The organism is Serratia ureilytica (genome assembly GCF_013375155.1).
GTDB classification, from domain to species: Bacteria; Pseudomonadota; Gammaproteobacteria; order Enterobacterales; family Enterobacteriaceae; genus Serratia; species Serratia ureilytica.
This window is the reverse complement of the sequence record NZ_JABXOF010000002.1, coordinates 571,262-595,823: the sequence shown is the minus strand read 5'-3', so window position 1 is coordinate 595,823 and position 24,562 is coordinate 571,262. Positions and strand designations below refer to the sequence as shown.

Below are 24,562 nucleotides of genomic sequence, written 5' to 3'. Positions count from 1 at the left end.
AACAAAATGACCCGCCACTGAGCGGGTTTTTTCTTGAGTAAAGGAAAGTGCTTGTTTAGCTGTGTCCCACACAAAAACGCACGATTATGCACCGAACATGTCGGCTACTTGCATTACCTTAATGGTAATATGCGGTAAACGTGCTGATATCTCCGCTTAAACGTAATGTAAATGGCTGGAACTAGACGCTAAAATGAACAAGTTAACCTTGCCTAATGTTGGTACTGACTATTACAATGCGTAATAACTACATTTTGTGGTTTGAAAGCCTGTACGTGATGTGAGAAGGAGGAAACCGAGATGCTTAAGAGACGATTCGATGCGGAGAAGGCTGTTGAGGCCATTCTGTACGTTGCCTCCAATGCGCCGATCCCTGACTTGTACCACGTAGGGAAGATTTTGTACTACGCAGACCGTATTCATTTGGAAAAGTACGGACGCTTGATTAGCGGCGATCGGTACACTGCAATGAAAAACGGCCCTGTTGCTTCTGGGACATATGACATCCTCAAAACTGCGGATGAAACTAGAAGTGGCCAGCGTTGCCCTGATGGCTGCGATAGAGAGCATGTTAAAGCTTCCCTCAGTGTTCTCGGGAAAGCTGACAACTACCGTGTTATCGCTAAACGAGACTACATCTCAGATTTCTTTAGCAAGTCCGATATTAAATGTATCGAAGAGGCGATCAGAAATTACGGTACACTCAGTTTTGAACAGCTCAATGACATCAGCCATGATGAAGTGTGGCGTTCTGCTGACCTGAATAACGAAATCCCCTTAGAAGTCATTGCTAGTCATTGCAAAGACGGCGAACTCTTGGTTGAATACCTCCGAGGCTGATAGGGGGTATAATGACAAATCTGGGATCTCTATTAAGTGCTGGTCAGGCTGAGCAGCTCACCGGCACTCTTTTGAGAGCAGGGGCTGTAATCTACATGCACTGCAATTTCACAACACCGCCTAAGAATAAATATTTAGTGGTTGCGTGTTGCGAGCCAGAATTACTTGTTCTTGTTATTAATTCGGAAGTGAATGGATTTGTCCAAAGCCGCCCAGAGTTGTTAGATTGTCAAGTTGATGTGCCGAAAGCGGATCATGACTTTTTAGATCATGATTCAGTAGTAGACTGTGTTGAAACTCAGACTGCGTTTAATCTGACTGAGGTGCGCGATGCGCTATTCACCAATAGCAGATCAGTGTATAGAGGCCGATTAGCTAATTATGTTATTCGGGAAGTTATTGACGCAGTAGATAGGTCTGAAACAATGGAAGCCCGACACTGCAGATGGATTAGAGATGCGCTAACAGCCTCTCTGCAATGAACCCGCATCAAGCGGGTTTTTTTATGGAAAAAATTAAAGCGAAGCCTCATCTAACATTAACCGGCGTCCCTACTGAGGGTTGCGTCGGCAGCGTGGTGATGGGGCTTCACATTAATGTTTGTTGGGATGGTAAGGGCGGCCAGAGGGTTAACTTACCCTTGCCGCAATTAGTCATGTTTTTAGTTCAACTTGAGAAGATTTTTCAACGCCGCTATCTGATTCTTCACTAATGGGTTGTCACCTGCAGCTTGAAGCAGATTTTTCTCCATATCTTCAACGTGAGATTTAACTCTTGCCTTTGCTGCCTCATCAAGAGAAATCGACAAAATAGTTATTGCGATAATTGTTGCAGATTGAACCGCTGGATCAATAGCGACTGTTTCATTATTGCTCATAAAATCATCCTTTTATATGGTGCATTAGAGAGCGTACAGTAGCAGATATAGATGCCATTCGCTACGTTATTGAATTAACTAAAGCCTACGCAATGCGTGGGCTTTCCTATTATAGCCCGATGATCGGGGAATGCCCCGACAGGGGGAGGATATGAGAATGCCAAGCAATCCGCATAACTGGACGGAAATAAGTGAAATGTTTGCGAGCTGGTGGCGCGGAGATGTGCCGATTGGCGGCGTGATAATGGCTGTGGTCATGGCGGTACTTCGGATGGCGTACTCTGGCAGTAGCTGGAAAGAAACCATTTTTGAAGGGCTGATGTGTGGGGCGTTGGCCCTGACAACCTATTCCGCTCTGGATTATTTCGACGTGCCGAAAGCCTTAACAGTTGGAATCGGTGGTTTCATAGGTTTCGTTGGCGTGAAGAAGCTTAGTTCTTTCCTTTCCGGGTATGTCGGTAATCGCTTTGGCGGCGGCAACGATTCAAAACCACAGGCATAAACATGACACAAAACGACTTTCAACGGGCGGCAGGTATCAGCGCCGGGTTAGCTGCGCGCTGGTATCCGCACCTGCTCGTAACGTTTGCAGAATTCGGCATCAACAAGCCGTTAGAGCAGGCGATGTTTATCGCTCAAATCGGCCATGAGTCGAACGGCTTCACGGCCAAGGTCGAATCATTCAACTACAGCGTTGATGGCTTGATCGCTACATTCGGCCCCAGATCGAAAGCCAAGCGGTTGACTGACTATCAGTGCCGGATGTTGGGGCGTACAGCCCAGCAGCCAGCCAAGCAGGAGGCTATTGCCAATCTGGTCTACGGTGGCCGAATGGGTAACAGCGCCAGCGGTGACGGCTGGAAGTATCGCGGGCGCGGGCCTATGCAAACGACCGGCCTGAAAAACTACATGGCGTGCGGCCCGGCGCTGAAACTTGACCTGGTTGGTCATCCAGAACTGCTGGAAGAAGACCTGAACGGCATGCGTTCAGCTGGCTGGTACTGGAAAGCTAACGACTGTGGTCGCAACGCTGGTGATGTCGAGTTGACCACGCGGCGCATTAACGGCGGGGCAAACGGCCTGCAGGACAGGCGCGAACGCTTCGAACGTGCTTGCAAGGTGCTGTTATGAGCTGGCGCTGGTGGTGGGATGTAATCATCAAAGCGTGGCCTGTGCTGGTGGCGCTGCTGGCCGCTGTGCTGGTGCTCTACACGCTTTCTCTGCGCGATGACCTGGATAAATCCAAAAGGGACAACGGCGCGCTGGTAGAAAAGCTGGATACCAAAGACGCGGCGCTGGTGGCGATGAAACAGGCTTCCGACGCTGACAGGCAAGCGAGCGCCGTGCAGTTGGAAAAAGAGCGGAAACTGAGAGGGAAGGCTGATGCAGAAAACAAAGCGTTGCGCGAGGCTCTGGACGCGAGCGGCTGTAGCAACAAGCCTCTGCCTGGTGCTGCTCTCAACATCCTGCGCGGACAGGCCAAAGCCGCAGAGCACGCAGATGATTTACGTCCTGCCGCCAGCGGTGCTGCTGCAACAGTGCGATGACGCGCCGTTCACCGGTACAACGTTCGGTGATGCAGTGACAGCGCTGCACGCCAAACAAGGCGAAATGAAGGTGTGTGCCTCACGCATGGAGGCGTTAATCAAGTGGGCGCAGAGCGCCGGGAGAGAGAAATGAGCAAGCAGTTTTACGAGCGCCGCAAGCGCTATTTCGAAGAGAAGCGCCGCCGCATGGAAGAGATGGAGGTCAGCAAGATTGTGCTGACTCAAGAGCAAATCAAAGAGCTGGCACGGTTCGCGGCTGAAGACGGTCAGCCGTCGTACACCATCACGCATGGGGCCATTGAAGCATTCGAAGCCGATGATGGTCAGCATGTGCCGGAGTACAGCGGCCTGATCGCCTACTCGGAGTCGGAAGAGCACGGCGTACTACAGTTGGCCTAAATTTATAAAATTCTGTCAAAGGCATTCGCTGAGTGCCTTTGACAGAATAAACACCCTGAATCCTTGCGTGACGTTCAACGACATCGCCGAGGTTATATCCAACGAACCAGCAGGAAATTCTATATGAGCGAAGCTAAACCGCAAGATGGCAGCACAGTGAAGGGATACCGCACATTGACCGCCGACGATATCGCGCAAATGAACGAGCTGAAAGACATCAGTCGTAATTTTTGCGAGCAACTCGACCTCGAACGCACACACCTTTCGCTGGCGACGGTAGAGGCTGGCTCCCCGGAAGAGAGTAATCGCAGTGAGGCACTGCGCTGTCTGGCTATCGCCCGCACCAAGATGCAGGAAGCCTGCATGTGGGCCTGCCGCGCGGTGGCCCGGCCGGACGCGGATTGCTGAGGGTGATTATGGGAAGAAAAGCCCCAACACCACCGCCGTACAAACCAGGGGATAAGGTAAAGCGTCCACCTCCACCGCCGTCTCCCCATAAAAAACCATGAAGGATCAGCCCATTTTGCTATGATAGGTTGGTTTTCTTATATGATCCTTAACGGAGTTTCCATGAGAAAGGTTATCGTTTTCTTCAATGGTGATGCCCCATATTTAATTCAGGTTGGAGTGCATTTGCCTTCACTAAGACTTGAATATCCCGATGGCCAACGTGCAGATTTGCCGATTCGCAAGGCTCTAATTAACGGTGAGCGTGGCGAGTACGCTTATGCTTCAGATCGCGAAGTAGAATTTGACGAAATTAGAGACGCATTTGAGAAACTGGACAAATAGCATTACAGGTGGCATTCACTGAGCGCCGCCGATAATGCTATATTAGCCCTTCAAAATATGGAGGGTCTTTAATGGAACATCTGATACATACTTTATTAGTAACAGGAAAAGGCGGCTTGCTTGTTAAGTATGAAATATATAGCACAAGCCGAACCCTTGATTATTACAACAAAGTGCCGGAGGGGACTTGCAGGGTTATTGCCTATAGGTTAGATATCAGCGATTCATCATTCAGGGTGATAGATTCTGATTTAAACATTCAAAGCCTATTTGATGCTAATAAGCCTAAGCCGAACACATATTATTCAGATGGCCCTGACAGAGTTAATCTTGAAATGGTTATTCAGCATCTGAAAGATATGAATTAATAATATCTTTCAAACCACATGAGCCACCCGCATTTGCTGGTGGCTTTTTATTTTGGGATTGAACATGAGCAACAAGAAACCCTATGGCAGCAAATGGCAGGCCGAACGACTTGTGTTCCTTCGGGAGAATCCACTGTGTGCCATGTGTCAGCAGATGGGGCGCATCGAACCAGCAACGGTGGTGGATCACATCGTGCCGCATCGCATGAAAGAAGCGAAGACTCCCGAGGAAATGAAGAAGGCCCAGCATCTGTTCTGGAGCCGCAAGAACTGGCAGGGCTTATGTAAGCCACACCACGACTCTACAAAGCAACGTATGGAGAAGACCGGCAAGGTAATAGGGTGCTCGCCCGACGGCCTGCCGCTTGACCCTGCGTCGCACTGGAACCGCTGACAGCGGCGTTTGAACGCGGTGGGGAGGGGCGGGGTAAGAGTTCACCCCTCTCGCCCTTAAAGACCGCCGCTTGTCATTTGTGCGCACAACCGCGAAATGAAAAGTTTTTTTCTGGGAGGTTCCGATGGCAGGACGACGCCCGAAACCGTCCCACCTCAAGGTGGTCACCGGCAATCCGGGCAAACGTAAACTTAATGATAAAGAGCCGCAACCGGCGAGAGAAATTCCCAGCCCACCTTCGCACCTGACGGACTGGGGGAAAACGGCCTGGGGAAAAATGACTGTGCTGCTGGACGGCATGGGCGTTCTGACCGTTGCCGATACTTTTGCGCTTGAGCGGCTCTGCGATATTTACGCCGACATATTGCAACTGCGCAACACGATCGCCGACGAGGGCCGAACTTATACAGTTCAAACGGAGGGGGGCTTTTTGATTAAGGCTAACCCTGCGGTTGCCATGCTGGCAGACGCCGATCGCCGCTTCAAAAGTTATTTGGTGGAGTTTGGTCTTACGCCTGCCGCCAGGTCAAAGGTGAAAGTAAATGGTGGAGAGAAAGAAGAAGACCCGCTCGCCGAATTCTTCGGCACCTGATCCAGCCACGCAATATGCGCTGGACGTTACCGAAGGGCGAATTATCGCCGGGCCTGATATCCGAAACGCCTGCAACCGTCACCTTAATGATTTAGCCGAAGGTGAAAGCCGGGGGCTGTATTGGGATGTTGATGCTGTTGGCCGCGTGGTTGACTTCTTTGCCAAGGTGCTGAAGTTGAACGGCGGCGAACATGAAGGTGCGCCTTTCGTCCTTCTTGGATGGCAGGCATTTGTTGTTGGCTCACTGTTTGGCTGGAAAAAAGCAAACGGCACGCGTCGATTCAGAACGGCATATATCGAATCAGGCAAAGGCTCCGGCAAGTCGCCATTATCCGCTGGGATTGGCCTCTACTGCCTCGTTGCGGACAAAGAACCGCGTGCTGAAGTTTATGCAGCTGCCACGAAAAAAGACCAGGCGATGATCTTGTTTCGTGATGCGGTGGCGATGGTGAATCAGTCCCCGGCGCTGGCTCAGCGTATCGATCCCTCCGGCGGGGCCGGTAAAGAATGGAACCTGGCATTTTTGCAAACGGGTTCCTTCTTCCGTCCGATCAGTTCTGATGACGGGCAATCAGGGCCGCGTCCGCACTGTTGCCTCATTGATGAGGTGCATGAGCACAAAGACAACAAAGTGGTTGAGATGATGCGCGCCGGGACAAAAGGCCGCAGGCAAGCGCTCATCTTCATGATCACAAACAGCGGTCACGATAAAACCAGCGTCTGCTACGAGTACCACCAGTACGGCAAACAACTCGCCGCCGGTCAGAAAGTTAACGATGCCTTCTTTGCGTTCATCTGCTCATTGGATGAGGGTGACGATCCTTTCAAGGATGAGTCCTGCTGGGCAAAAGCCAACCCCTCAATGGGGCATACGTTCCAACCTGAATATTTACGCGAGCAGGTGGAAGATGCGCGAGGCATGCCGTCAAAAGAAAGCCTGGTCAGACGCCTTAATTTCTGTGAATGGGTGGATGCTGAAAACCCGTGGATCGGTGGCGATATCTGGATGGCATGTGAAAAAACATTCGATATAGAGAGCCTAAAAGGGGAAGAGTGTTTTGGCGGTCTGGATTTGTCCGGCAAACGTGACCTGACAGCGCTGGGGCTGTATTTCCCGCGCATTAAGACGGCGCTGGTGGAGTTCTGGACGCCGCGCGACACGCTGCACGACAGGGCCAGAAATGACCGCGTTCCGTATGATTCCTGGGTACGCGAAAAGTACCTGCATGCCCCAAAGGGCAGCGCTATCGATTACGGTTTCGTTTCTAAACGAATCGCCGAGCTGGCAGCACTCTTTGATATTCGGTCGATCGCCTTCGACCGCTATCACATGGATTATCTCGAGCCTGAATTGCTGGATGAAGGGGTGACCGTACCGTTGGTTCCTCATGGGCAAGGCTTCTTCAAATCGGCGGAGTCGGGCTTGTGGATGCCGCATTCAATCGAGCTGCTCGAGCAACTCATCACCGAGAAAGAAATCACCATCCTGTTTAATCCTTGTCTGCGCTGGAACGCGGCAAACGCGGTTATTGAAGAAGATAAAAGCGGTAACCGGGTATTCAGCAAACGGCGCAGTAATGGCCGCATAGATGGCGTAGTAGGGCTGGCGATGGCCGTCGGTGCTGCTGACGGCGTTGTTGAGGATGACGGCGATATTGATGGCTTTTTCGATGATCCGATCATGGTAGGTATCTGATGGGCAAAAACAAGCAACCTGGGCGCGTTAAAAGCGCCCTTTTAAATTGGCTGGGTGTTCCTATCAGTCTCACTACCGGGACATTCTGGCAAGAATGGTTCGGCACCAGCAGCAGCGGTAAGGTGGTCACTGCCGATAAGGCTATGCAGCTTTCCGCTGTATGGGCTTGCATTCGGTTACTCAGCGAATCGGTTTCCACTTTACCGATGAAAGTCTATCGCCGTGAGGCGGATGGTTCTCGTAAGCTGGCGCAGGATCACCCTGCATACCAGGTGTTGTGCCGCCGTCCGAACCTCGAAATGACGCCGTCCCGGTTCATGTTGATGGTGGTGGCCAGCATCTGTTTGCGGGGAAACGCCTTCATTGAGAAAAAAATGATTGGCAGAAAGCTGGTGGCGCTAAATCCGCTGTTGCCTCAAAACATGGTGGTTAAACGTCTGGATACCGGGCAGTTGCAGTACACCTACACCGAGGACGGCAAAAAGCGCGTGATACCGGTAGACCGGATGATGCACATTCGCGGCTTTGGTCTGGATGGTGTCTGCGGCATGATGCCGCTGAGTTCGGGCCGTGACGTGTTTGGGGCGGCGATGGCCGTTGATGAGTCGGCGGCAAAAATATTTGAAAACGGCCTGCAAACGTCAGGATACATCAGTTCGAAAGTTGCGCTGAATAAAGAGCAGCGAGAGCGTCTGCGCCGATACTTAGCCACGTTCGCCGGTTCAAAAAACGCCGGTAAAATGATGGTGCTGGAGGGGGATTTATCGTACCAGAATGTCACGATGAATCCTGAAGACGCGCAGATGCTGGAGAGCCGATCCTTTAGTATTGAGGAAATCTGCCGCTGGTTCAGGGTGCCGCCTTTCATGGTGGGGCATGTGACTAAGCAGAGTAGCTGGGCATCGAGTGTTGAAGGGATGAACCTGATTTTCCTGACCAACACGCTACGCCCACTGCTGGTGAACATCGAGCAAGAAATCTCACGTTGCCTGCTCGATAGCGATGAAGATTACTTTGCTGAGTTCTCGGTGGAAGGTTTGTTGCGTGCCGACAGTGTTGGCCGCGCTGCGTACTACACCACCGCCCTGCAGAATGGCTGGATGAGTCGCAACGATGTTCGCCGACTTGAAAACCTGCCGCCAATTCCAGGCGGTGAAATCTATACCGTGCAGCTTAACCTGACCCCGCTTGAGGACTTGAAACAGAACAACCTCGGCGCTCAGGCTGTCACTATCACCCGGCTGCACAATTATCTTTTCCCCGATATTCCTGAAGACCAGTCACCGCTGAAAAAAGCGGCGTAGGAGCAATCCCCCATGACAAAAAAACGACTTCCGGTCGCACCGGCGGGGCGTCCCTGCGCGGGCGTTACCTGTGAGCCGCTGCCTTCGGCGCTCGAAAGATGGAATGGCGGTCTAAAGGCCGCTGCCTCTGACGACAATTCTATCTCGGTGTTCGACGTTATCGGCCAGGATTACTGGGGCGAAGGCGTTACAGCGAAACGGATCGCCGGTGCGCTGCGCTCAATGAATGGCGCTGACGTTACCGTAAACATTAACTCGCCGGGCGGGGACATGTTTGAGGGGCTGGCGATTTACAACCTGCTGCGAGAGTACCAGGGCAAAGTAACCGTAAAAGTGTTGGGGCTGGCTGCAAGCGCAGCCTCAATCATTGCGATGGCCGGTGACGAGATTCAAATTGGCCGCGGTGCTTTCCTGATGATCCATAACTGCTGGGTGGTGGCGATCGGTAATCGTCATGACTTTGCTGCAATGGTTGAGTACCTCGAACCTTTCGATAACGCAATGGCGGATATTTACTCCGCCCGCTCCGGACTCGATAGCGACACCGTTAAGCAGTTGATGGACGGCGAAAGCTACATCGGCGGCAGTGATGCCATCGAGAAAGGGCTGGCCGATAGCCTGTTGTCATCCGATGCGGTAAGCAGTGATGAAGACTCACCGGCGGCAGCATTGCGCAAGCTGGATTCCATACTGGCCAAGGCTAATACCCCTCGGTCAGAACGCCGAAAACTTTTGAAAGCCTTAACAGGTAGCACGCCGAGCGCTGTTACCGATCCGACGGGTACGCCGAGCGCTACCGAACCATCCCCTGAAATCCTTGCCAAGCTGAACGCCGCATTAAGCGGGCTGTGCGCGGCGTGCTAATTATTTGGAGAAATTATGTCTGAAGTTAATGAGATTCTGAAAAAAGTCACCGCATCTATCGAAGATGCAACCAGCAAATTTAACGCCAAGGCAGAGGACGCCCTGAAAGAGGCGAAAAAATCAGGCGAGTTGTCCGCAGAGACTAAGGACGCCGTAGATAAAATGGCGACCGAACTGAACGCCATGAAGGCAGCAGAGAAAACGCTGAAGGCCGCGCTGGGTGAGCTGGAGCAGCACGTGGCGCAAATGCCATTGAACCGCGCGGCTGAAGTGGTTCAATCGGTCGGGCAGCAGGTGATTTCTGCGGAAGCGCTGAAAGACTTTGCATCCGGTATTCAGGCCTCACAACGGCTGAGCATTCCGGTTAACGCGACGCTCATCTCTACCGATGTTCCAGGGCAGATTGTGGCCCCACAACGCCTGCCGGGTATCGATACCGCGCCGAAACAACGCCTGTTTATTCGCGACTTGATCGCACCAGGCACCACCGGCTCCAACACGATTTATTGGGTGCAACAAACCGGCTTCACCAACAAGGCTGCTGCCGTGCCTGAAAACACGCCTAAGCCGTACAGCGATATCCAGTTTGCTGAAAAAATCACGCCGGTTCGCACGTTGGCGCATCTGTTCAAAGCCTCCAAGCAGATTCTGGATGACTTTCCGCAGCTGCAATCGACCGTTGATGCAGAAATGCGTTACGGCCTGAAGTATGTCGAAGAGCAGGAAATTCTGTTCGGTGACGGCACTGGCGCACACCTGGAAGGCATCATGCCGCAGGCGTCGAAGTATAAGGCGGCGTTTGAAGTCGCTATGCAAAACGGCATTGACGATCTGCGCTTAGCAATGTTGCAGGCACAACTGGCACGTTTCCCTGCCACCGGCCATGTGTTGCACTTCATCGACTGGGCCAAGATTGAGCTGATCAAGGATACGCTGGGGCGTTATATCCTCGCCAATCCAGCCGCGCTAACCGGCCCGACTCTCTGGGGCTTGCCTGTTGTCGCGACGGAGTCTTCGGCGTTCCTGGGCAAATTCCTGACCGGTGCTTTCAGCGCGGGCGCACAGCTCTTTGACCGTGAAGAGGCAAACGTTGTGATCAGTACCGAGAACGCCGACGACTTCGAGAAGAACATGATCTCGATTCGTTGCGAAGAGCGTGTGGCGCTGGCGGTCAAACGACCTGAAGCGTTTGTTACCGGTGCCTTCACCGTGCCAACCCCACCAACCGGCGGTTAATTATCCGCACCGCATAGCGGCCTTCGGGCCGCTTTAGAGGAGATACCCATGAAGGTTAAAGCACTTGTACCAATCTTGTTCGGTAGCCGGGTGGTGAATGACGGCGAGTTGTTCGAAACGCAGGAGCTTCACGGGCGCGAGCTGATCAAAAAAGGCTATGCCGAGCAGGTGAGTGATGACAATCCTGCAGAGCAGCCAGAGCAGCCAGAGCAGCCAGAGCAGCCAGAGCAGCCAGAGCAGCCAGAGCAGCCAGAGCAGCCAGAGCCAGTCAAGAAAAGCAAAAAGTAAGGTGAGCCATGCTAAAGCTGGAATTGGTGAAAGAGCATTGCCGCCTGGAACCTGATTTCAGTGCGGATGACACCCTAATCGGCGTCTACATCGGTGCGGCGAAAAAGCATGTTGAGATGTATACCCGCCGCACCCTTTACGCCAGCGAATCCGACCCCGGATACGATGCCGACGAAGATCACCTGCTGCTGGATGATGATGTACGCACGGCTATGCTGCTTTGTATCGGGCATTGGTACGCGAACCGTGAGGCCGCGATTGTTGGCGCGTCGGCATCAAAATTGCCGCTGGCTGTTGAGTCTTTACTTCAACCCTATCGGATTTACGGCTTATGAAATCATTACGCGCAGGTTCGCTGGAGTTTCGCATCAAGCTTCTTCGCCCCGTTACGGTTCGTGATGAGCAGACCGGCGCACCGGTCAAATCCTTTGAATTTGTCGCCGAGGTCTGGGCGGATGCGGAGCCGATCTCCAACCGAAAAATTCGCACGGGTGAACAGGGGCAGGTGGTGGAGACCATGCTGTTCACGCTGCGGCCACGGGACGAAATTACCGTTGATTGGCAGGTGGTCTTTCAACAGCGAACCTTTACCGTTCGTGCGCCTGACCGTTCGCAGCGAGACCGGCTGTTAATTACGGCGGAGGCTGATATTCGTCATGATCGAGTATGAAATCAAAGCGTCACTTGAGGCGCTAACGAGTCTGCCAGCATACCCGCTGCTATTGCCTGACCCGGAACAGGAAGGCGTGACGTATCAGAAGGTCAGCAACCCGAAAGTTGATACCGGGCTAGCCAGCACGGCACTGATTCAGGGGCGCTTTCAGGTCGCGCTTTATGTCATCGGCGATTACGTGCGCCTCATTGAACTGGATAAGGCTATTTGCGCCGCCTGGGAGAGCATTCAGCATGGGCATATTGGGCGCTGGCCCGTTCAGACGGTGACACGCGGCACGATGCAACAGGGGGCAACCACTCTCACCAACAACAGCGTTCAGTACCGGCTGGTGCGTGATTACGTCATCTGTTACCCGGAGGACGCCACATGATCAGCGTAAACGTTACGGGCCTTGATTCTCTGGAGCGCCAGCTAAAGGCGATGGGGGATGAAGCGGTCAAGGTATTGCGAGATGCCGGGCGAGCGGCGCTGGAGCCGGTGCTGGAAGACATGAAACAGCATGCCGGATTTGATGAGAGCAGCACCGGGCCGCACATGCGGGACGACATAAAAATCCGCAGTACGAGCCGCATGAACGATCCCCGCTATTTGACGGTAATGACATTCAAGGTCGGCCCGAGCAAGAAGCATCATATGAAGGCACTGGCGCAGGAGTTCGGCACGGTTAAGCAGGTTGCCGCACCGTTTATCCGCCCGGCGCTGGATTACAACAAAACCCGCGTATTACGCATCCTGGCGGCAGAACTCCGCTACGGCATCGAAAACCGGTAGCGACCGCTGCCACAATCATTAAGTGAGGGAAATTATGGCTGATAAAACGTCGCCAGAGTACGCCATGCTTCCGGCTGGCACGGTTGTTAAGTGGGGCGCTGTCGGCGCAGCACCGACGGCCATGAAGGCGCTGGTTAACTGTAAGGCTGTGGGCGAGATGGGGCAGACCGGCAGTTTTGTCGATTGCACGACCCTTATCGACACCACAAAGCAATTTATCTCCGACCTGCCGGAAGGCGCGGAGAAGTCGATCGGGTTTATCGACGATCCATCCAATACCGATTTTGCGGCGTTCCTGACCGCAGCGGACAACCGCGAAACCGTTCAGTTCTATGTTGAGTTGCCGAACGGCCGCACCTCCACCTCGATCCTCTCGCTGTCCGGCTGGAAGATGAACGAAATCACCGCTCCGGCGAGTGAAGTCATTCAGATCACGGTGCAAGGCAAGCAGAACAGCAACACCTGGGGAGCTGTGGCCCCAAAGGTGTGATCAGCGTGACTACCCAGCCGAAGAGCGCTGATCTGGCAGTCGGGGGCAATTTGTCCCTGACTGTTGCGGCTACCTCCAGTAACGGCAAGCCCGTTAAATACCAATGGCAGAAAAACGGCACTGATATCAGCGGCGCAACCTCTGCCACCTATATCAAAAACTCAGTTGTGGCGGCGGATGCAGGCGCTTATCACGTGGTGTTGTCTGCCGAGCGGTCAGACACTGTCAACAGCGCAACCGCAACCGTAACGATTAAGTAAGGACATGGCATGAACCAGAAGAAAATCAACCTCAAGACCGCGCTGCTTCAACCCATCAATACGGCGGTGCCGCACACGCTGTTTGGCGTACCGGTACATATCCGCCGCCTGACCGCCGGTGAACTGATGGATTACGATGAAGGGCTTGGAAAGGCACAGGCAGAGAGTGACCAAAAGGCAGCAACACTGCTGGGCGCTCAGTTGATCCTCTCTGCACTGGTTGACGAGCAGGGTAAATCAGTACCTGCGTCTGATTTGCCTTCACCGGCAGAACTGCTGGCCGCTCATGATAACGCGGCGTTATTTGATGCAATCCGCGCTATCCAGAGCCACAGCTACGGCACGCTGGAGGAAGCCGAAAAAAACTGACCCACTCACCGTGGCTATGGCTGATCTATCAGTTGGCCGATCGCTTCGGTGAGCCTGACGTCAGAAAAATTGCAGCCCTCCCGGCCTCCATTATCCAGCACTGGGAGGCGTTCTATTCGCTGGTGGATAAGGCAACGTCCGATACTGCTACTCCGCCACCTGTCAATCTGTCAGCCCCTGTCGCATCTGATGTTGATGAACAGTGTGCTGCCGTTATGCGAGCGCTCATGTAATGGCCGATGTAGCTACTCTGGCGGTAGCGCTGCACCTGAATTCCGCCAGTTTTAAATCTCAAATTGTCGATTCATTCAGAACGGCAGAAACCGCGTCAAAAAACTTCACGGGCAAGGCGCAGCAGGAAAGCCAGAAAACCACCGAAGCGCTGACCCAGATAGGCAATCAGGCGAAGCGCACCGGCGGTCAGCTTAACTCGTTGAGTGGTGCGCTCAGCGCCAGCCAGGGCGGCTTCGAAGGGCTGCGAAGTGTGATCAGCGGTCTGGCCGGTGGGAGTAACATCGCGGTCAGCACGCTGGCCAATACGTTAATCCCGACGCTCGATCGCACTTTCATCGGTTTTAAGGGACTGACTAGCGGCTGGGAAGCCCAACGCGAAGCGGCAAAGGCTGCTGCCCTTGAGTTTAACAAGGCGGCGCAGGGCCAGATTGAACAGGCGCAATCTGCACGCCAGCAAGCTCAGGCGCAGTTCGACGCGGCTAAGCGCACCCGTGAACAGGCGCAAGCCTCCCGCGAGCAGGCGCAGGAAATGGCGCGCTTCTATGCGGCCAAAAATCAGGAAAACCAGCTCTACGGTCTTTCGGTCAGCTACCAGAAAGAGTACGCCGATATTCACCGCAAGGTGCGCGAGGCTGATCTCGCCGAGGTCAGTGCCAAGGAAAAAATGGCGCAGGCATCAAAAGCGGTGCTGGCGGCGGACATTGCTGAATCCCAGGGCAAAACCAATCTGCTTTCCTCCCTGAACCAAATCAGTGTGGCCAACAAGGAAGTTTCCTTTACGGCGCGCGCGGCAGCGGTCAGCACCAACCTGATGAAAAGTGCGTTGGCGCTGCTGGGTGGCCCGGTAGGCTTAAGCATCATGGCGGCGGTTGCCGGTGCCACAGCATTGTATACCGCGTTCCAAAAAGGGGAGGCAGAGACCAAGGCATATACCGCAGCGCTTCAAAAGTCAGGGCTTCAGGCCATTATGACGGTGAATGATCTGCGCATGCTGACGATGACGCTCGGCGGCACAGAGAATGCGGTTAAGGCTGTCACCAGCGCCGCCGGCGCAGGATTCGGTGGCAATATGCTGTCGGACATAGCTGAAACCGGCACACGGATGAACGAGCTGGGTATGTCATCCGATGATCTTGTTTCGACGCTATCAAGCCTGAGCGGTGAACCTCTAAAGGCAATGGAGGCATTGACCAATCAGGGCGTTCAGCTCAACACCACGTTTATCGATCACATCGCCACGCTGTCCAGGCAGGGCAAAACCAGTGAAGCGACGGCGTTACTTCAGCAGAAATACCTTGATGATGTGAAAGCCAAAGTCACCGAGCAGGAGAACAGCGTCAGCGGCTTGGCGTCTATCTGGAAGTCGCTGAAAAATGAAGTAGCGTCCGCGTTCGATATCATCGGTCAGGCACACATGAAAACCGGCCAAGCGCAGGCACTGGCACAGGGCGTTAAGCTGGATATCAGCAACGATACCGCTAACGAGGTGAAGAAAACCAACGAAGAGCTGTACAAACGGCGGCAACAGGAACAGGAAGCCGCCCGGAAAGAGCTTAAGTTACAGAATGAAGTATCCGCTGCTATTAAGGCTGGTGCTGATCCTAAAAAGGAACAAGCCCGCCTAACGGGGATTGTATCGGCGCAGTTTAAGGCCGGGAAACTGACTGCAGACGAATATGCGCAGGCGCTGAAGGGCATTAACAAGCAGTATGGCACAAAGTCTAAAGGGGCAGCGTATAGCGATAGTGAAGGGGTAAGGCGTCTGCAACAGTTGCAGCAACAATCCTCTGTGCTACGCGCGCAGGCGCAGGATACCGACAAGTTGACCGAGTCACAGAAAAAGCTGGTGGCCTTCGATCAGGAGATTGCAGGGCTTCAGGGTAAGAAGCTGACCGCCGGTCAAAAAAGCTTGTTGTCCATGCAAGACCAGATCAGGGCGCAATTAACCGAAAATGTGGCGTTGGAAAAGGCAAACCGCGAAAGGGAGATTGGCAAAAAACTGTTGGAACAAACCCGTAGCCTGGTGATGGAAACGGCCGCGAAACAGCAGGAGTACGCCAACCGTAATGCGCAGATGACCATGTCAACTGATGCCTACGATCAGATGGTGGCTGAGCAGCAAATCCGGCAGTCTTTCCAGCAACACCGTATGCAGTTGGACAAGGAAGTGACGGACAAAACGTCCGAGCAGTACATGCAACAGACGGCCATTCTCGCCAGTGAGCAGCAGAGGCAACTCGATATTGTCCGTAATGCTGCGCAGGAAAAAGCGGCTATCGAGGGCGATTACACCGCAGGGCTGAAAAAGGGAATGATGGACTGGTCAGCCAATGCCGGTAACGTTTATGGACAGGTGAAAGACGCTACCACCCGAACATTTGACGGCATGACCGGTATGTTGGCCAACTTTGTCACCACAGGCAAAGCCAGTTTTAACGACTTCGCCAAGTCTGTCCTGACCGATCTCGCCAGCATGATGATCAAGATGGCGATGTTCAACGCACTGAAAGCCGGAATGAACTTCTTCGCACCCTCCGGCAATGACCCAGGGCAAGTACCGATGTTCGCCAACGCAAAAGGCGGCGTTTATTCGTCGCCGTCACTGAGCGCGTACAGCGGCCAGATCGTCAGCAATCCCACCATGTTTGCATTCGCTAAGGGCGCTGGCCTGATGGGCGAGGCTGGCCCGGAGGCGATCATGCCACTCAAACGTGGGGCGGACGGTTCGCTGGGTGTGCGGGCTATTGGTATGCCACAGCAGGCTGCTGCTGCGCCGAACGTCTATATCACCATTGAAGGTGGCGGAAATGTTAATACGCAGGCCGATCAGGGCTGGGAAGAGTTCGGTAAGCAGATGGGCAACATCGCCGCGCAGGAAAGCCAGAAGGTCATCAACCGGAACCTGAAGCCTGGCCAGCCTATCTGGAAAGCAATCAAGGGGATGTAATGGCCATTCAGACATTCAACTATCCGGCGCGCGTCAATGCCGCCGGTGATACCCGATTTCGTATCAGGAAAGCACAGTTCGGCGATGGCTATATGCAGGTTTCCGGTGACGGTATCAACCCGATCATTCGCTCATGGGATTTGACCTTTATCGGTAAGTACAACTACATCACGTCTATCATCACCTTTCTTGAAGATCATCAAGGGGTGAAGTCATTCCAGTGGACACCACCGAACAACGTTCCCGGCCTATACCGCTGCGAAGGCTATAAGCCTGTTGCAATGGGCGGCGATAATTATTCACTGACGGCCACGTTCACCGAGGCCTTCCACGTTTAACCGAGATTAATCATGTTGAATACAGACCTGCAGAAGTTGGAGCCGGGCAACCGCGTTCGCCTTGTTGAAGTGGACGGGACAAAGTTCGGCGCTGATATTCTGCGCTTTCACAGCGACACGCTTCCCTATACGCCGGAAGAGCTTGCCGCTGCTGGCGGGGACGAAACGAAACTACCAGCAAAATCGATCTGGTGGCAGGACAAGGAGTACGGGCCGTGGCCGTTTTCCGTTGAGGGGCTGGAAATATCCTCCGACAGCCAAAGCACGGAGCCGAAATTGACGGTTGCCAATATCAACGGCCTGATCACTGCGATTTGCCTTCAGTTTGAAGATATGGCACAGGCCAAGGTGCTGATCCACGATACGCTGGTGCATTACCTTGATGCCCGAAATTTTCCAGAAGGGAACCCAACGGCCGACCCGGTGCAGGAAAAGCTACAGGTGTTCTACATCGATCGCAAAGCGACGGAGAGCGATGAGGCGGTGGAGTTCGAACTCTCCAGCCCGGCAGACCTGCGGGGATTGCGCATCCCGACACGCCAAATCCACAGCCTGTGCACCTGGTGTTCGCGTGGATTGTATCGCACCGGTAAGGGCTGCGATTACGCAGGCACGCGATACTTTGACGACAAGGGCAATCCGGTGGATGACCCAAGTAAAGATCGGTGCGGTGGGCTGCTGAGTGATTGCCAAAAACGTTTTGGTGAGACTGAGCCTTTACCGTTTGGCGGCTTCCCCGGCGCAGCGCTGATTAAGCAGTAGGTAGAGTTATGAAAGAGAAAACCATAGCGGCCATTATGGCGCACGCCGAGGCAGAGTATCCGCGCGAGTGCTGCGGCATCGTGGCGCAGAAATCCCGCGTTGAGCGTTACTTTCCCTGCCGTAATTTGGCAGATAATCCCACCGAGCAGTTTCACCTGTCACCAGAGGATTATGTGACCGCTGCCGAGTGGGGGACGATCACAATGATTGTGCACAGTCACCCGGATGCCACCACGCAGCCGAGCGAGCTGGACAAAGCCCAGTGCGACGCGATGGAGTTGCCCTGGGCGATTGCAAGCTGGCCGGAGGGTGACTTGAGAACGATCATGCCGCGCGGGGAATTGCCGCTGATAGGTCGCCAGTTCGTGCTGGGGCATACCGACTGCTGGGGGCTGATTATGAGCTATTTCCGGCAGGAGCACGGCATAGCGCTCCAGGATTACCGCGTTGATTATCCGTGGTGGGAGCGGGGCGAAAATCTCTACGTGGACAACTGGCACGACTGCGGTTTTCGGGAGTTCGACGGCCCACCGATGCCGGGTGACATGGTGATTATGCAGGTTTCTGCACCGGTGGCGAACCATGCCGGTATTCTGCTCGAAGACGGCATGCTACTGCACCACATGTACGGCATGCTTAGCCAGCGGGTGCCTTACGGTGGCTATTGGAAGGAGCGAACTGTGAAGGTGCTGCGCCACAAAGAACTGATGTGATGCTATCATTCCACTTTTCAGCTTAAGGAAAAGGGTTATGAGAAATTTAATGATTGGGTTAGTGGCACTGGGTTTGACGGGGTGTGCGATGAATTATTCAGATATTAGAAAAAATCCAACGCAAACCTTTACGACCACTAAATCTCTGGAGCAAATGGAAACATGTTTAATTCCAAAGTTAGACAGTGAAACTTATAACGGGCCTGCAATTAACACAACAGTCAAACCTTTAGAAAATGGAGTGACTTTAGTTCCATTGGCGGGGTTAGAGTTTATCGATTTAATTAAAAGTAATGCTGGAACGGAAGTTGTTTATTATGGGGAAGGGACAAAGTCTATTCTTTTCCCTGAGCGAAGAATAAAAGTTACCTTAAAAGCGATTAAATCTTGCTTATAGGGTCTTGAAAATAATAAGTCGAGGCGTTATGTCTTTTATTGATATACCATTGCGAACAGTACGATTTCATGGCCCAATGGTCGGCATCTTTGGAAAAAAATTTGAATATCGTGCTCACAATGTACCAAAGGCTATTGATGCCATGAAAAATCTCCTGCCCGGCTTTGAACGCTATATGCTTGAAGCACACAAACGCGGCCTGACATTTTCTATTTTCGTCGGTAAACGTAATGTAGGGCAGGATGAGCTGGCGTTCACCAAAGGGTCTGAAGATATTCACCTTGTTCCCGTCGTGATTGGTAGTAAGCGCGCTGGCTTATTCCAAACTATTTTAGGTGTCGCGTTGATTGGGGCCGCGATGCTAACCGGCCCTGCTGGATGGGCGGCTTTTGGCTCTACTGGTACGTTTGGTGGAGTGTTGGCAATGAGTGGCGCTGCAATGGCTCTCGGCGGCATTGTCCAAATGCTCTCCCCTCAAATGGGCGGATTGCGCATGCGCCAAGACCAGGACAACAAACCGAGTTATGCCTTTGGAGGGCCGGTGAACACAACGGCACAGGGTAATCCTGTTGGTGTGCTATACGGCACACGCGAGATAGGCGGAGCTATTATCTCTGCTGGTATTTACACTGAAGAACAACAGTAAACTGAGAGGCAGGAGGATATATGAGAAAAAACCATATTGGAGAAAATGGAAAGGAAAAGCCAGCGGAGTCTAAACCGCTGGCAGAACATAAAATTCTACATTGGGTAGATAAAAAAGGAGTTACTGTTTTGCGGTTAGGATTGCTTTCGTAGCCTTGGCAATTCTTGCAAGCTCAACGTGGCTTGTTGCCCCTTGGTTATTTTCAATCGACTTATCTAGCTTGCTGAATAACTCTTCTTTCTTTTCCTCTGAATCACCAACTACGGTTGATGCAAGGGCTACAAATGCAGAAACCAAAGCAAATGCTGTGTCCTCAGAATTTGATGGTACATCGGTATTAATTGATTCGAAATTATATTCTTTCATATCTTTCCTCTGAAGTTAATCAGCCATCCTCTGATTTAAACACCCATGCCTCTACATGGGTGGGCTGAGCCATTACAAGATAGTGTCTTAATTTTATCCGTAAACCCTGATATTTGATCAGTGTATTCACTACGCCGCTTATCGCGGATTTTTTCATTGGTGCAATATGGACAATGTAACGATAAAAGGCCGCAAAGGCGGCGGTGGCGGTGGCCACACGCCGGTAGAATCGCCGGACAGCATTCAATCGATAGCCAGAGCGAAGATGTTATTTGCCCTGGGAGAGGGAGAGTTTGCCGGTGGGCTGGATGGCACAAACATTTTTGCTGACGGCACCCCCGTACTTAATGCCGATGGCTCTGAAAATTTCCCCGGCTTCCGCTGGGAGTTTCGCCCAGGAACGCAGGCACAGGAATATATCCAGGGTATTCCTGCTGTCGAAAACGAGATCACCGTCGGCACAGAACTGAAAAGCGGCACGCCGTGGGTGCGGTCAGTATCGAACCTGCAGCTTTCCGCTGTGCGTCTGCGCTTTGGCTGGCCGATGCTGCAAAAGCAAGAGGACAACGGCGACGTTAACGGCTACCGCATCGAATACGCCATTGATGTGGCCACCGATGGCGGCAGCTATCAGGAAATGTTAACGGCAGCAATCGACGATAAAACCACCTCGCTGTATGAGCGTTCTCACCGCATCAACTTACCGAAGGCCACTACGGGCTGGCAGGTACGCGTTCGCCGGTTGACGCCTAACGCCAACAGCGCCCGGATCGCCGACCGTATGAACATCGAGGCGCTGACCGAAATTATCGACGCCAAGCTGCGTTACCCAAACACAGCGCTGCTGTACGTTGAGTTCGACTCCAAACAGTTTCCGAATATCCCGAAGATCAGCTGTGCGCCTCGCGGACGGGTTATCCGCGTGCCTGACAATTATGACCCGGAAACGCGAAGCTATACCGGCGTTTGGTCGGGGGGCTTTAAGTGGGCCTACAGCGATAATCCGGCCTGGGTGTTCTACGACATTATTCTGGCTGACCGTTTTGGCCTGGGCGATCGCATCGACTCAACCAAGGTATCCGAGTCTGAACTGTACCGCATCGCGCAGTATTGCGATCAGCCGGTGCCAGATGGTCGCGGCGGTGATGGCATGGAGCCACGCTTTACCTGCAACGTTTACATTCAATCCCGCGAGGATGCCTGGACGGTGCTGAGCGATCTGGCGGGTATCTTCCGTGGCATGACCTATTGGGGACAAAACCAAATGGTCGCCCTGGCGGATATGCCGCGCGATATGGACTTCACCTATACTCGTGCCAACGTTATCGACGGCAAGTTTACCTATTCGTCGGCCAGCGAGCGCACCCGCTACAGCACCGCGATGGTCAGTTGGTCTGATCCGGCGAACCACTACGCCGATGCGATAGAGGCCGTATTTGATAGCGACCTGGTGCGCCGGTACGACGTGAACCAAACCGAGCTGACAGCGATCGGTTGTACCCGCCAGAGCGAGGCAAACCGCCGGGGCCGCTGGGCATTGCTGACCAACAGCAAAGACCGCACGGTTACTTTCTCTGTTGGCCTCGATGGCATGATCCCCATGCCTGGGCATATCGTCGGCGTGGCCGATCAGATGGTTGCCGGTCGGGTGATCGGTGGCCGTATCAGTGCGGTGGACGGTCGCAAGTTGAAGCTGGACAGAAAGCCAGGCGCTAAAGTCGGCGACCGCCTGATCGTTAACCTGCCTTCAGGTAAAGCGCAGGCACGCACCGTGCAGGCGGTGAATGATCGCGTGGTGACCGTTACCACTGCCTATAGCGAGATACCCGTGCCGGAGTCTGCCTGGTCTATCGACGCTGACGATCTGGCGGTGCAGCTCTACCGCGTGGTGGGTATCGCTGACAATGGCGACAACACCTTTACCATTAATGCAACCGAGCATGACCCGAACAAATACGCTCGTATCGATACTGGCGCGCGTATCGACGATCGCCCGATATCAATTATTCCTCCTGGCGTGCAAGCCCCGCCGAAAAACATCACCATCGACAGCTACTCCTCGGTGAGCCAGGGTATCGCCATTACCACCATGCGCGCCGCCTGGGGGGCAGTGGATAACGCGATAGCGTATGAGGCGGAATGGCGGAAAGATAATGGTAACTGGGTATCGATGCCGCGCACGTCTGCGTTGGGATTCGAGGTGCCAGGCATTTACGCCGGGCGCTACCTGGTGCGCGTGCGGGCCATCAACGCCAGTGACGTATCGTCTGTCTGGGCGACGTCGATGGAAACCTACCTGAAAGGGAAAGAAGGCAAGCCGCCGGTGCCGGTCGGCTTCAAGGCTTCTCCGTTACTTTGGGGTATCCAGCTCGATTGGGGATTCCCAGACGGGGCCGAGGACACGCTGAAAACCGAAATTCAGTATGCAGATAACGCCGCCGGGAATAACGCGATGTTGCTGGCCGATATCCCGTATCCGCTGCACACTCACACCATGACCGGGTTGAAGGCGGGGCAGGAGTTCTGGTTCCGCGCTCGTCTGCAAGACCGTACTGGCAACCAAGGCGACTGGACTGGCTGGATTAAGGGGCAGTCGAACGCTAACGCCGGTGACTACCTGGAGAGCATTGGCGATGGGTTCCTGACCGACAAGGACGGCGACCGCCTCACCAGTGATATAAACACAAACATTGAGGCTGAACTACAGAACGCGCTGGCCAACAACGCGACGGTTGAACACCAGTGGGCGCAGTACGGCACGGTGCGGGCTGACATCCTCATCGTGAAAACCACGATTGCGGAAGTCGATCTGGCAATGGCCGAACTGTCTACGCAGGTGCAGGCGCAAATTGATGACGTTACAGCGGTACTGGAGGACAAGCTGACGGCCACGGTTGATGCCGACGGCGCAACGGCAATCCACACACTGAAAGCTGGTGTGAGGGTTAACGGCGTGTTCTACAACGCGGGCATGTCGATCGCCGTGCTGGCGGAAACCGGCAAACCCGTTATCACGCGCATCGGATTTAACGCCAATCAGTTCGTGCTGATGAGCGGCAGCGGCGACACGCAATACTCGCCGTTCGCAGTGATTAATGGCCAAGCATTTCTTAGTGATGCGTTTATTCAATATGCATCCATTGACACTGCTCATATTAAGGATGGGGCCATTGTGAATGCAAAAATCAGTGGTTTCATTCAGTCAGATGATTATGTTGCAGGCGTTCGTGGTTGGCGCTTAGATAAAAGCGGCGCAGGGGCTGGTCAAATCCAGATTAACGGCGGCGACGGTAACGGGCGCATGGAGATACGCGGCGACCAGATCAATGTTTATGACGCTGGCGGTAATCTGCGGGTGAGAATGGGGAGGTTGTAGCGTGGCGTATGGCCTGTGGATGAATGGCAAAGAGCTGGCGGCGGTTAATAGCATTTCACTATTAGTCAACGATAAAGAACCCTGGGCGGATGGCAATAAACAAAAAGTTTACACCCCGCCTGATTACGTCGCTGGGAACCCGGTATTTCTGGTTGGTCAGACCGGGTATATATTCGGCAGTCAGACAACTCCCCCGTCTTACGGCGGGGTTACTGGATGGCGAACTGATGGGAGTAGGATAATTGTTGATTTTACCAATGCAAATCAGCAGGCCTTCTTTACCGAGTTCAGCATATACCAGGTTCAACCGCCGCAATCAGTTTCCGGTACGTATGGAATAATGATTCAAAACTCGGTGGACTGGATGAGCATTAACAGTTCGTCCAGGCTGGGTTTTGTTGCCTGGAAAGGGGAAGTGACGATTAACGGCAAATGGACATTGCCAGTCGTTCAAAACGATAATACCAAGGTTGTCTTTGTACGGTGCGATGACCCCGGCGTTTCTATTTACCATGCTGTGCAATATAACGAATTAACGGTATCGCGTGATAATGGTTCGGGTGAAGCGGTGTTAACCACAGCCAATGTGAAAGTGGTCATTATGAACAGCGGTTATTACCCACCGACGCCACGCGGTTACGGAATGGTGATTAAGAACGCTGCCGGTAATAACACATTCACCAGCGATACAGAGCCGTTAGTCTGGGATGGTCGCTCGGTTAATGTCGGCAGGAACCCAGAGGATTTGGTCGATACGGGGATAGCCAAGCCAATGATCCCCCTGGCCGTTAATGCATTTATGCGTGGCGATTCTCAAGGTAGCGGCGGGGTTTATAACTACTACAGCTGCGGCTATCGGTTTAACGGCAGCGCCGTCCAATTCTGGCGTTCTGAATCAGGGAGAAAAATACAGACCCAGTGGAATACCTCAAACCGATGGTACTCGTCACAGATGCCGCTCATGGTTATAAACGCAGCCCATTACTTCTAACAACCGGCCACTGAGCCGGTTTTTTTATG

At 53.3% G+C, this 24,562-nt stretch carries 34 protein-coding genes; 32 read left to right on the top strand and 2 right to left on the bottom strand.

The features are described 5' to 3' along the window. Positions 1-300 precede the first annotated feature (300 nt). Together HWW83_RS06240 and HWW83_RS06235 are read left to right on the top strand one after the other, a co-directional pair. Positions 301-840: a Panacea domain-containing protein gene (locus HWW83_RS06240; RefSeq protein WP_176589107.1), complete on the top strand. Its 540-nt coding sequence runs from the start codon at positions 301-303 to the stop codon at positions 838-840. Between the two features lie 11 nt (positions 841-851). Beyond that, the gene (locus HWW83_RS06235; RefSeq protein WP_176589106.1) at positions 852-1,322 is read left to right on the top strand and encodes a hypothetical protein; all 471 of its coding nucleotides are present in this window, start codon (positions 852-854) and stop codon (positions 1,320-1,322) included. Between the two features lie 179 nt (positions 1,323-1,501). Here HWW83_RS06235 and HWW83_RS06230 read toward each other — a convergent pair whose 3' ends face one another. After that, complete coding sequence (locus HWW83_RS06230) at positions 1,502-1,717, bottom strand: hypothetical protein (RefSeq protein ID WP_176589105.1); 216 nt, start codon at positions 1,715-1,717, stop codon at positions 1,502-1,504. A 151-nt stretch (positions 1,718-1,868) separates the two neighbouring features. On the opposite strand from HWW83_RS06230, the gene HWW83_RS06225 reads away from it, so the two are divergent. From HWW83_RS06225 to HWW83_RS06095, 28 genes are all read left to right on the top strand, one after another. Beyond that, positions 1,869-2,219, top strand: a complete 351-nt coding sequence (locus HWW83_RS06225; protein ID WP_060430641.1) for a phage holin, lambda family — start codon at positions 1,869-1,871, stop codon at positions 2,217-2,219. A gap of 2 nt (positions 2,220-2,221) precedes the next feature. Then, complete coding sequence (locus HWW83_RS06220) at positions 2,222-2,848, top strand: glycoside hydrolase family 19 protein (RefSeq protein ID WP_176589104.1); 627 nt, start codon at positions 2,222-2,224, stop codon at positions 2,846-2,848. Further along, positions 2,845-3,264 (top strand): DUF2570 family protein, encoded by a 420-nt coding sequence (locus HWW83_RS06215; protein WP_176589103.1) that lies wholly within the window; start codon positions 2,845-2,847, stop codon positions 3,262-3,264. Before HWW83_RS06220 ends, HWW83_RS06215 begins: the two co-directional genes overlap by 4 nt. After that, the gene (gene lysC, locus HWW83_RS25845; protein ID WP_425563774.1) at positions 3,218-3,397 is read left to right on the top strand and encodes an Rz1-like lysis system protein LysC; all 180 of its coding nucleotides are present in this window, start codon (positions 3,218-3,220) and stop codon (positions 3,395-3,397) included. Before HWW83_RS06215 ends, lysC begins: the two co-directional genes overlap by 47 nt. A 62-nt stretch (positions 3,398-3,459) precedes the next feature. Continuing rightward, a complete protein-coding gene (locus HWW83_RS06210; RefSeq protein WP_147824239.1) occupies positions 3,460-3,663 on the top strand; it encodes a hypothetical protein in 204 nt (67 codons plus the stop codon). A 123-nt stretch (positions 3,664-3,786) separates the two neighbouring features. Then, positions 3,787-4,071 (top strand): Acb2/Tad1 domain-containing protein, encoded by a 285-nt coding sequence (locus HWW83_RS06205; RefSeq protein WP_176589102.1) that lies wholly within the window; start codon positions 3,787-3,789, stop codon positions 4,069-4,071. Between the two features lie 162 nt (positions 4,072-4,233). Further along, on the top strand, positions 4,234-4,455 hold the full coding sequence (locus HWW83_RS06200) for a hypothetical protein (RefSeq protein WP_060437575.1): 222 nt from the start codon (positions 4,234-4,236) through the stop codon (positions 4,453-4,455). Positions 4,456-4,526: 71 nt separating this feature from the next. Next, positions 4,527-4,823: a hypothetical protein gene (locus tag HWW83_RS06195; RefSeq protein ID WP_176589101.1), complete on the top strand. Its 297-nt coding sequence runs from the start codon at positions 4,527-4,529 to the stop codon at positions 4,821-4,823. 64 nt (positions 4,824-4,887) lie between these two features. Next, positions 4,888-5,217, top strand: a complete 330-nt coding sequence (locus HWW83_RS06190; protein ID WP_171403201.1) for an HNH endonuclease — start codon at positions 4,888-4,890, stop codon at positions 5,215-5,217. Between the two features lie 124 nt (positions 5,218-5,341). Next, on the top strand, positions 5,342-5,809 hold the full coding sequence (locus tag HWW83_RS06185; RefSeq protein ID WP_047574388.1) for a phage terminase small subunit P27 family: 468 nt from the start codon (positions 5,342-5,344) through the stop codon (positions 5,807-5,809). Continuing rightward, a complete protein-coding gene (locus tag HWW83_RS06180) occupies positions 5,760-7,505 on the top strand; it encodes a terminase large subunit (RefSeq protein WP_176589100.1) in 1,746 nt (581 codons plus the stop codon). Before HWW83_RS06185 ends, HWW83_RS06180 begins: the two co-directional genes overlap by 50 nt. Then, entirely contained in the window at positions 7,505-8,809 is a 1,305-nt protein-coding gene (locus tag HWW83_RS06175) for a phage portal protein (protein WP_176589099.1), read from the top strand. The genes HWW83_RS06180 and HWW83_RS06175 overlap by 1 nt, the downstream gene beginning before the upstream one ends. A gap of 12 nt (positions 8,810-8,821) precedes the next feature. After that, positions 8,822-9,673 (top strand): head maturation protease, ClpP-related, encoded by an 852-nt coding sequence (locus tag HWW83_RS06170; RefSeq protein WP_033655091.1) that lies wholly within the window; start codon positions 8,822-8,824, stop codon positions 9,671-9,673. Between the two features lie 15 nt (positions 9,674-9,688). Continuing rightward, positions 9,689-10,909, top strand: a complete 1,221-nt coding sequence (locus HWW83_RS06165) for a phage major capsid protein (RefSeq protein WP_106046318.1) — start codon at positions 9,689-9,691, stop codon at positions 10,907-10,909. 48 nt (positions 10,910-10,957) lie between these two features. Then, positions 10,958-11,197, top strand: coding sequence for a DUF7210 family protein (locus HWW83_RS06160; protein WP_060437487.1), 240 nt, complete (start codon positions 10,958-10,960; stop codon positions 11,195-11,197). An 8-nt stretch (positions 11,198-11,205) separates the two neighbouring features. Further along, positions 11,206-11,532, top strand: coding sequence for a head-tail connector protein (locus HWW83_RS06155; protein WP_049272269.1), 327 nt, complete (start codon positions 11,206-11,208; stop codon positions 11,530-11,532). Continuing rightward, positions 11,529-11,867, top strand: a complete 339-nt coding sequence (locus HWW83_RS06150) for a phage head closure protein (protein ID WP_048796895.1) — start codon at positions 11,529-11,531, stop codon at positions 11,865-11,867. The genes HWW83_RS06155 and HWW83_RS06150 overlap by 4 nt, the downstream gene beginning before the upstream one ends. Beyond that, positions 11,854-12,243: a hypothetical protein gene (locus tag HWW83_RS06145; protein WP_176589098.1), complete on the top strand. Its 390-nt coding sequence runs from the start codon at positions 11,854-11,856 to the stop codon at positions 12,241-12,243. Before HWW83_RS06150 ends, HWW83_RS06145 begins: the two co-directional genes overlap by 14 nt. Further along, the gene (locus HWW83_RS06140) at positions 12,240-12,644 is read left to right on the top strand and encodes an HK97-gp10 family putative phage morphogenesis protein (RefSeq protein WP_176589097.1); all 405 of its coding nucleotides are present in this window, start codon (positions 12,240-12,242) and stop codon (positions 12,642-12,644) included. Before HWW83_RS06145 ends, HWW83_RS06140 begins: the two co-directional genes overlap by 4 nt. Positions 12,645-12,678: 34 nt before the next feature. Next, positions 12,679-13,134, top strand: a complete 456-nt coding sequence (locus HWW83_RS06135; protein WP_033655098.1) for a hypothetical protein — start codon at positions 12,679-12,681, stop codon at positions 13,132-13,134. Positions 13,135-13,139: 5 nt separating this feature from the next. Continuing rightward, on the top strand, positions 13,140-13,394 hold the full coding sequence (locus tag HWW83_RS06130; RefSeq protein ID WP_343926978.1) for an immunoglobulin domain-containing protein: 255 nt from the start codon (positions 13,140-13,142) through the stop codon (positions 13,392-13,394). A gap of 9 nt (positions 13,395-13,403) precedes the next feature. Beyond that, positions 13,404-13,763 carry a phage tail protein gene (locus HWW83_RS06125; RefSeq protein ID WP_176589095.1) on the top strand — a complete coding sequence of 120 codons (360 nt, stop codon included), beginning with the start codon at positions 13,404-13,406 and terminating at the stop codon, positions 13,761-13,763. A 232-nt stretch (positions 13,764-13,995) separates the two neighbouring features. Continuing rightward, positions 13,996-16,944 carry a phage tail tape measure protein gene (locus HWW83_RS06120; RefSeq protein WP_176589094.1) on the top strand — a complete coding sequence of 983 codons (2,949 nt, stop codon included), beginning with the start codon at positions 13,996-13,998 and terminating at the stop codon, positions 16,942-16,944. Beyond that, positions 16,944-17,282 (top strand): phage tail protein, encoded by a 339-nt coding sequence (locus tag HWW83_RS06115; RefSeq protein WP_101453728.1) that lies wholly within the window; start codon positions 16,944-16,946, stop codon positions 17,280-17,282. The genes HWW83_RS06120 and HWW83_RS06115 overlap by 1 nt, the downstream gene beginning before the upstream one ends. A gap of 9 nt (positions 17,283-17,291) precedes the next feature. After that, complete coding sequence (locus HWW83_RS06110) at positions 17,292-18,044, top strand: phage minor tail protein L (protein ID WP_176589137.1); 753 nt, start codon at positions 17,292-17,294, stop codon at positions 18,042-18,044. Positions 18,045-18,052: 8 nt separating this feature from the next. Then, entirely contained in the window at positions 18,053-18,757 is a 705-nt protein-coding gene (locus HWW83_RS06105; RefSeq protein ID WP_176589093.1) for a C40 family peptidase, read from the top strand. A 37-nt stretch (positions 18,758-18,794) separates the two neighbouring features. Next, positions 18,795-19,154, top strand: a complete 360-nt coding sequence (locus tag HWW83_RS06100) for a hypothetical protein (protein ID WP_146224369.1) — start codon at positions 18,795-18,797, stop codon at positions 19,152-19,154. Between the two features lie 28 nt (positions 19,155-19,182). Next, entirely contained in the window at positions 19,183-19,800 is a 618-nt protein-coding gene (locus HWW83_RS06095) for a tail assembly protein (RefSeq protein WP_176589092.1), read from the top strand. Positions 19,801-19,920: 120 nt separating this feature from the next. On the opposite strand, the gene HWW83_RS06090 is transcribed toward HWW83_RS06095, so the two are convergent. Further along, positions 19,921-20,166, bottom strand: a complete 246-nt coding sequence (locus tag HWW83_RS06090; protein WP_072022521.1) for a hypothetical protein — start codon at positions 20,164-20,166, stop codon at positions 19,921-19,923. Between the two features lie 166 nt (positions 20,167-20,332). Between HWW83_RS06090 and HWW83_RS06085 the strand changes: the two genes are divergently transcribed. Together HWW83_RS06085 and HWW83_RS06080 are read left to right on the top strand one after the other, a co-directional pair. After that, the gene (locus HWW83_RS06085) at positions 20,333-23,542 is read left to right on the top strand and encodes a TipJ family phage tail tip protein (protein WP_176589091.1); all 3,210 of its coding nucleotides are present in this window, start codon (positions 20,333-20,335) and stop codon (positions 23,540-23,542) included. A 1-nt stretch (position 23,543) separates the two neighbouring features. Then, entirely contained in the window at positions 23,544-24,533 is a 990-nt protein-coding gene (locus tag HWW83_RS06080) for a DUF6453 family protein (RefSeq protein ID WP_176589090.1), read from the top strand. The last annotated feature ends 29 nt before the right edge of the window (positions 24,534-24,562 follow it).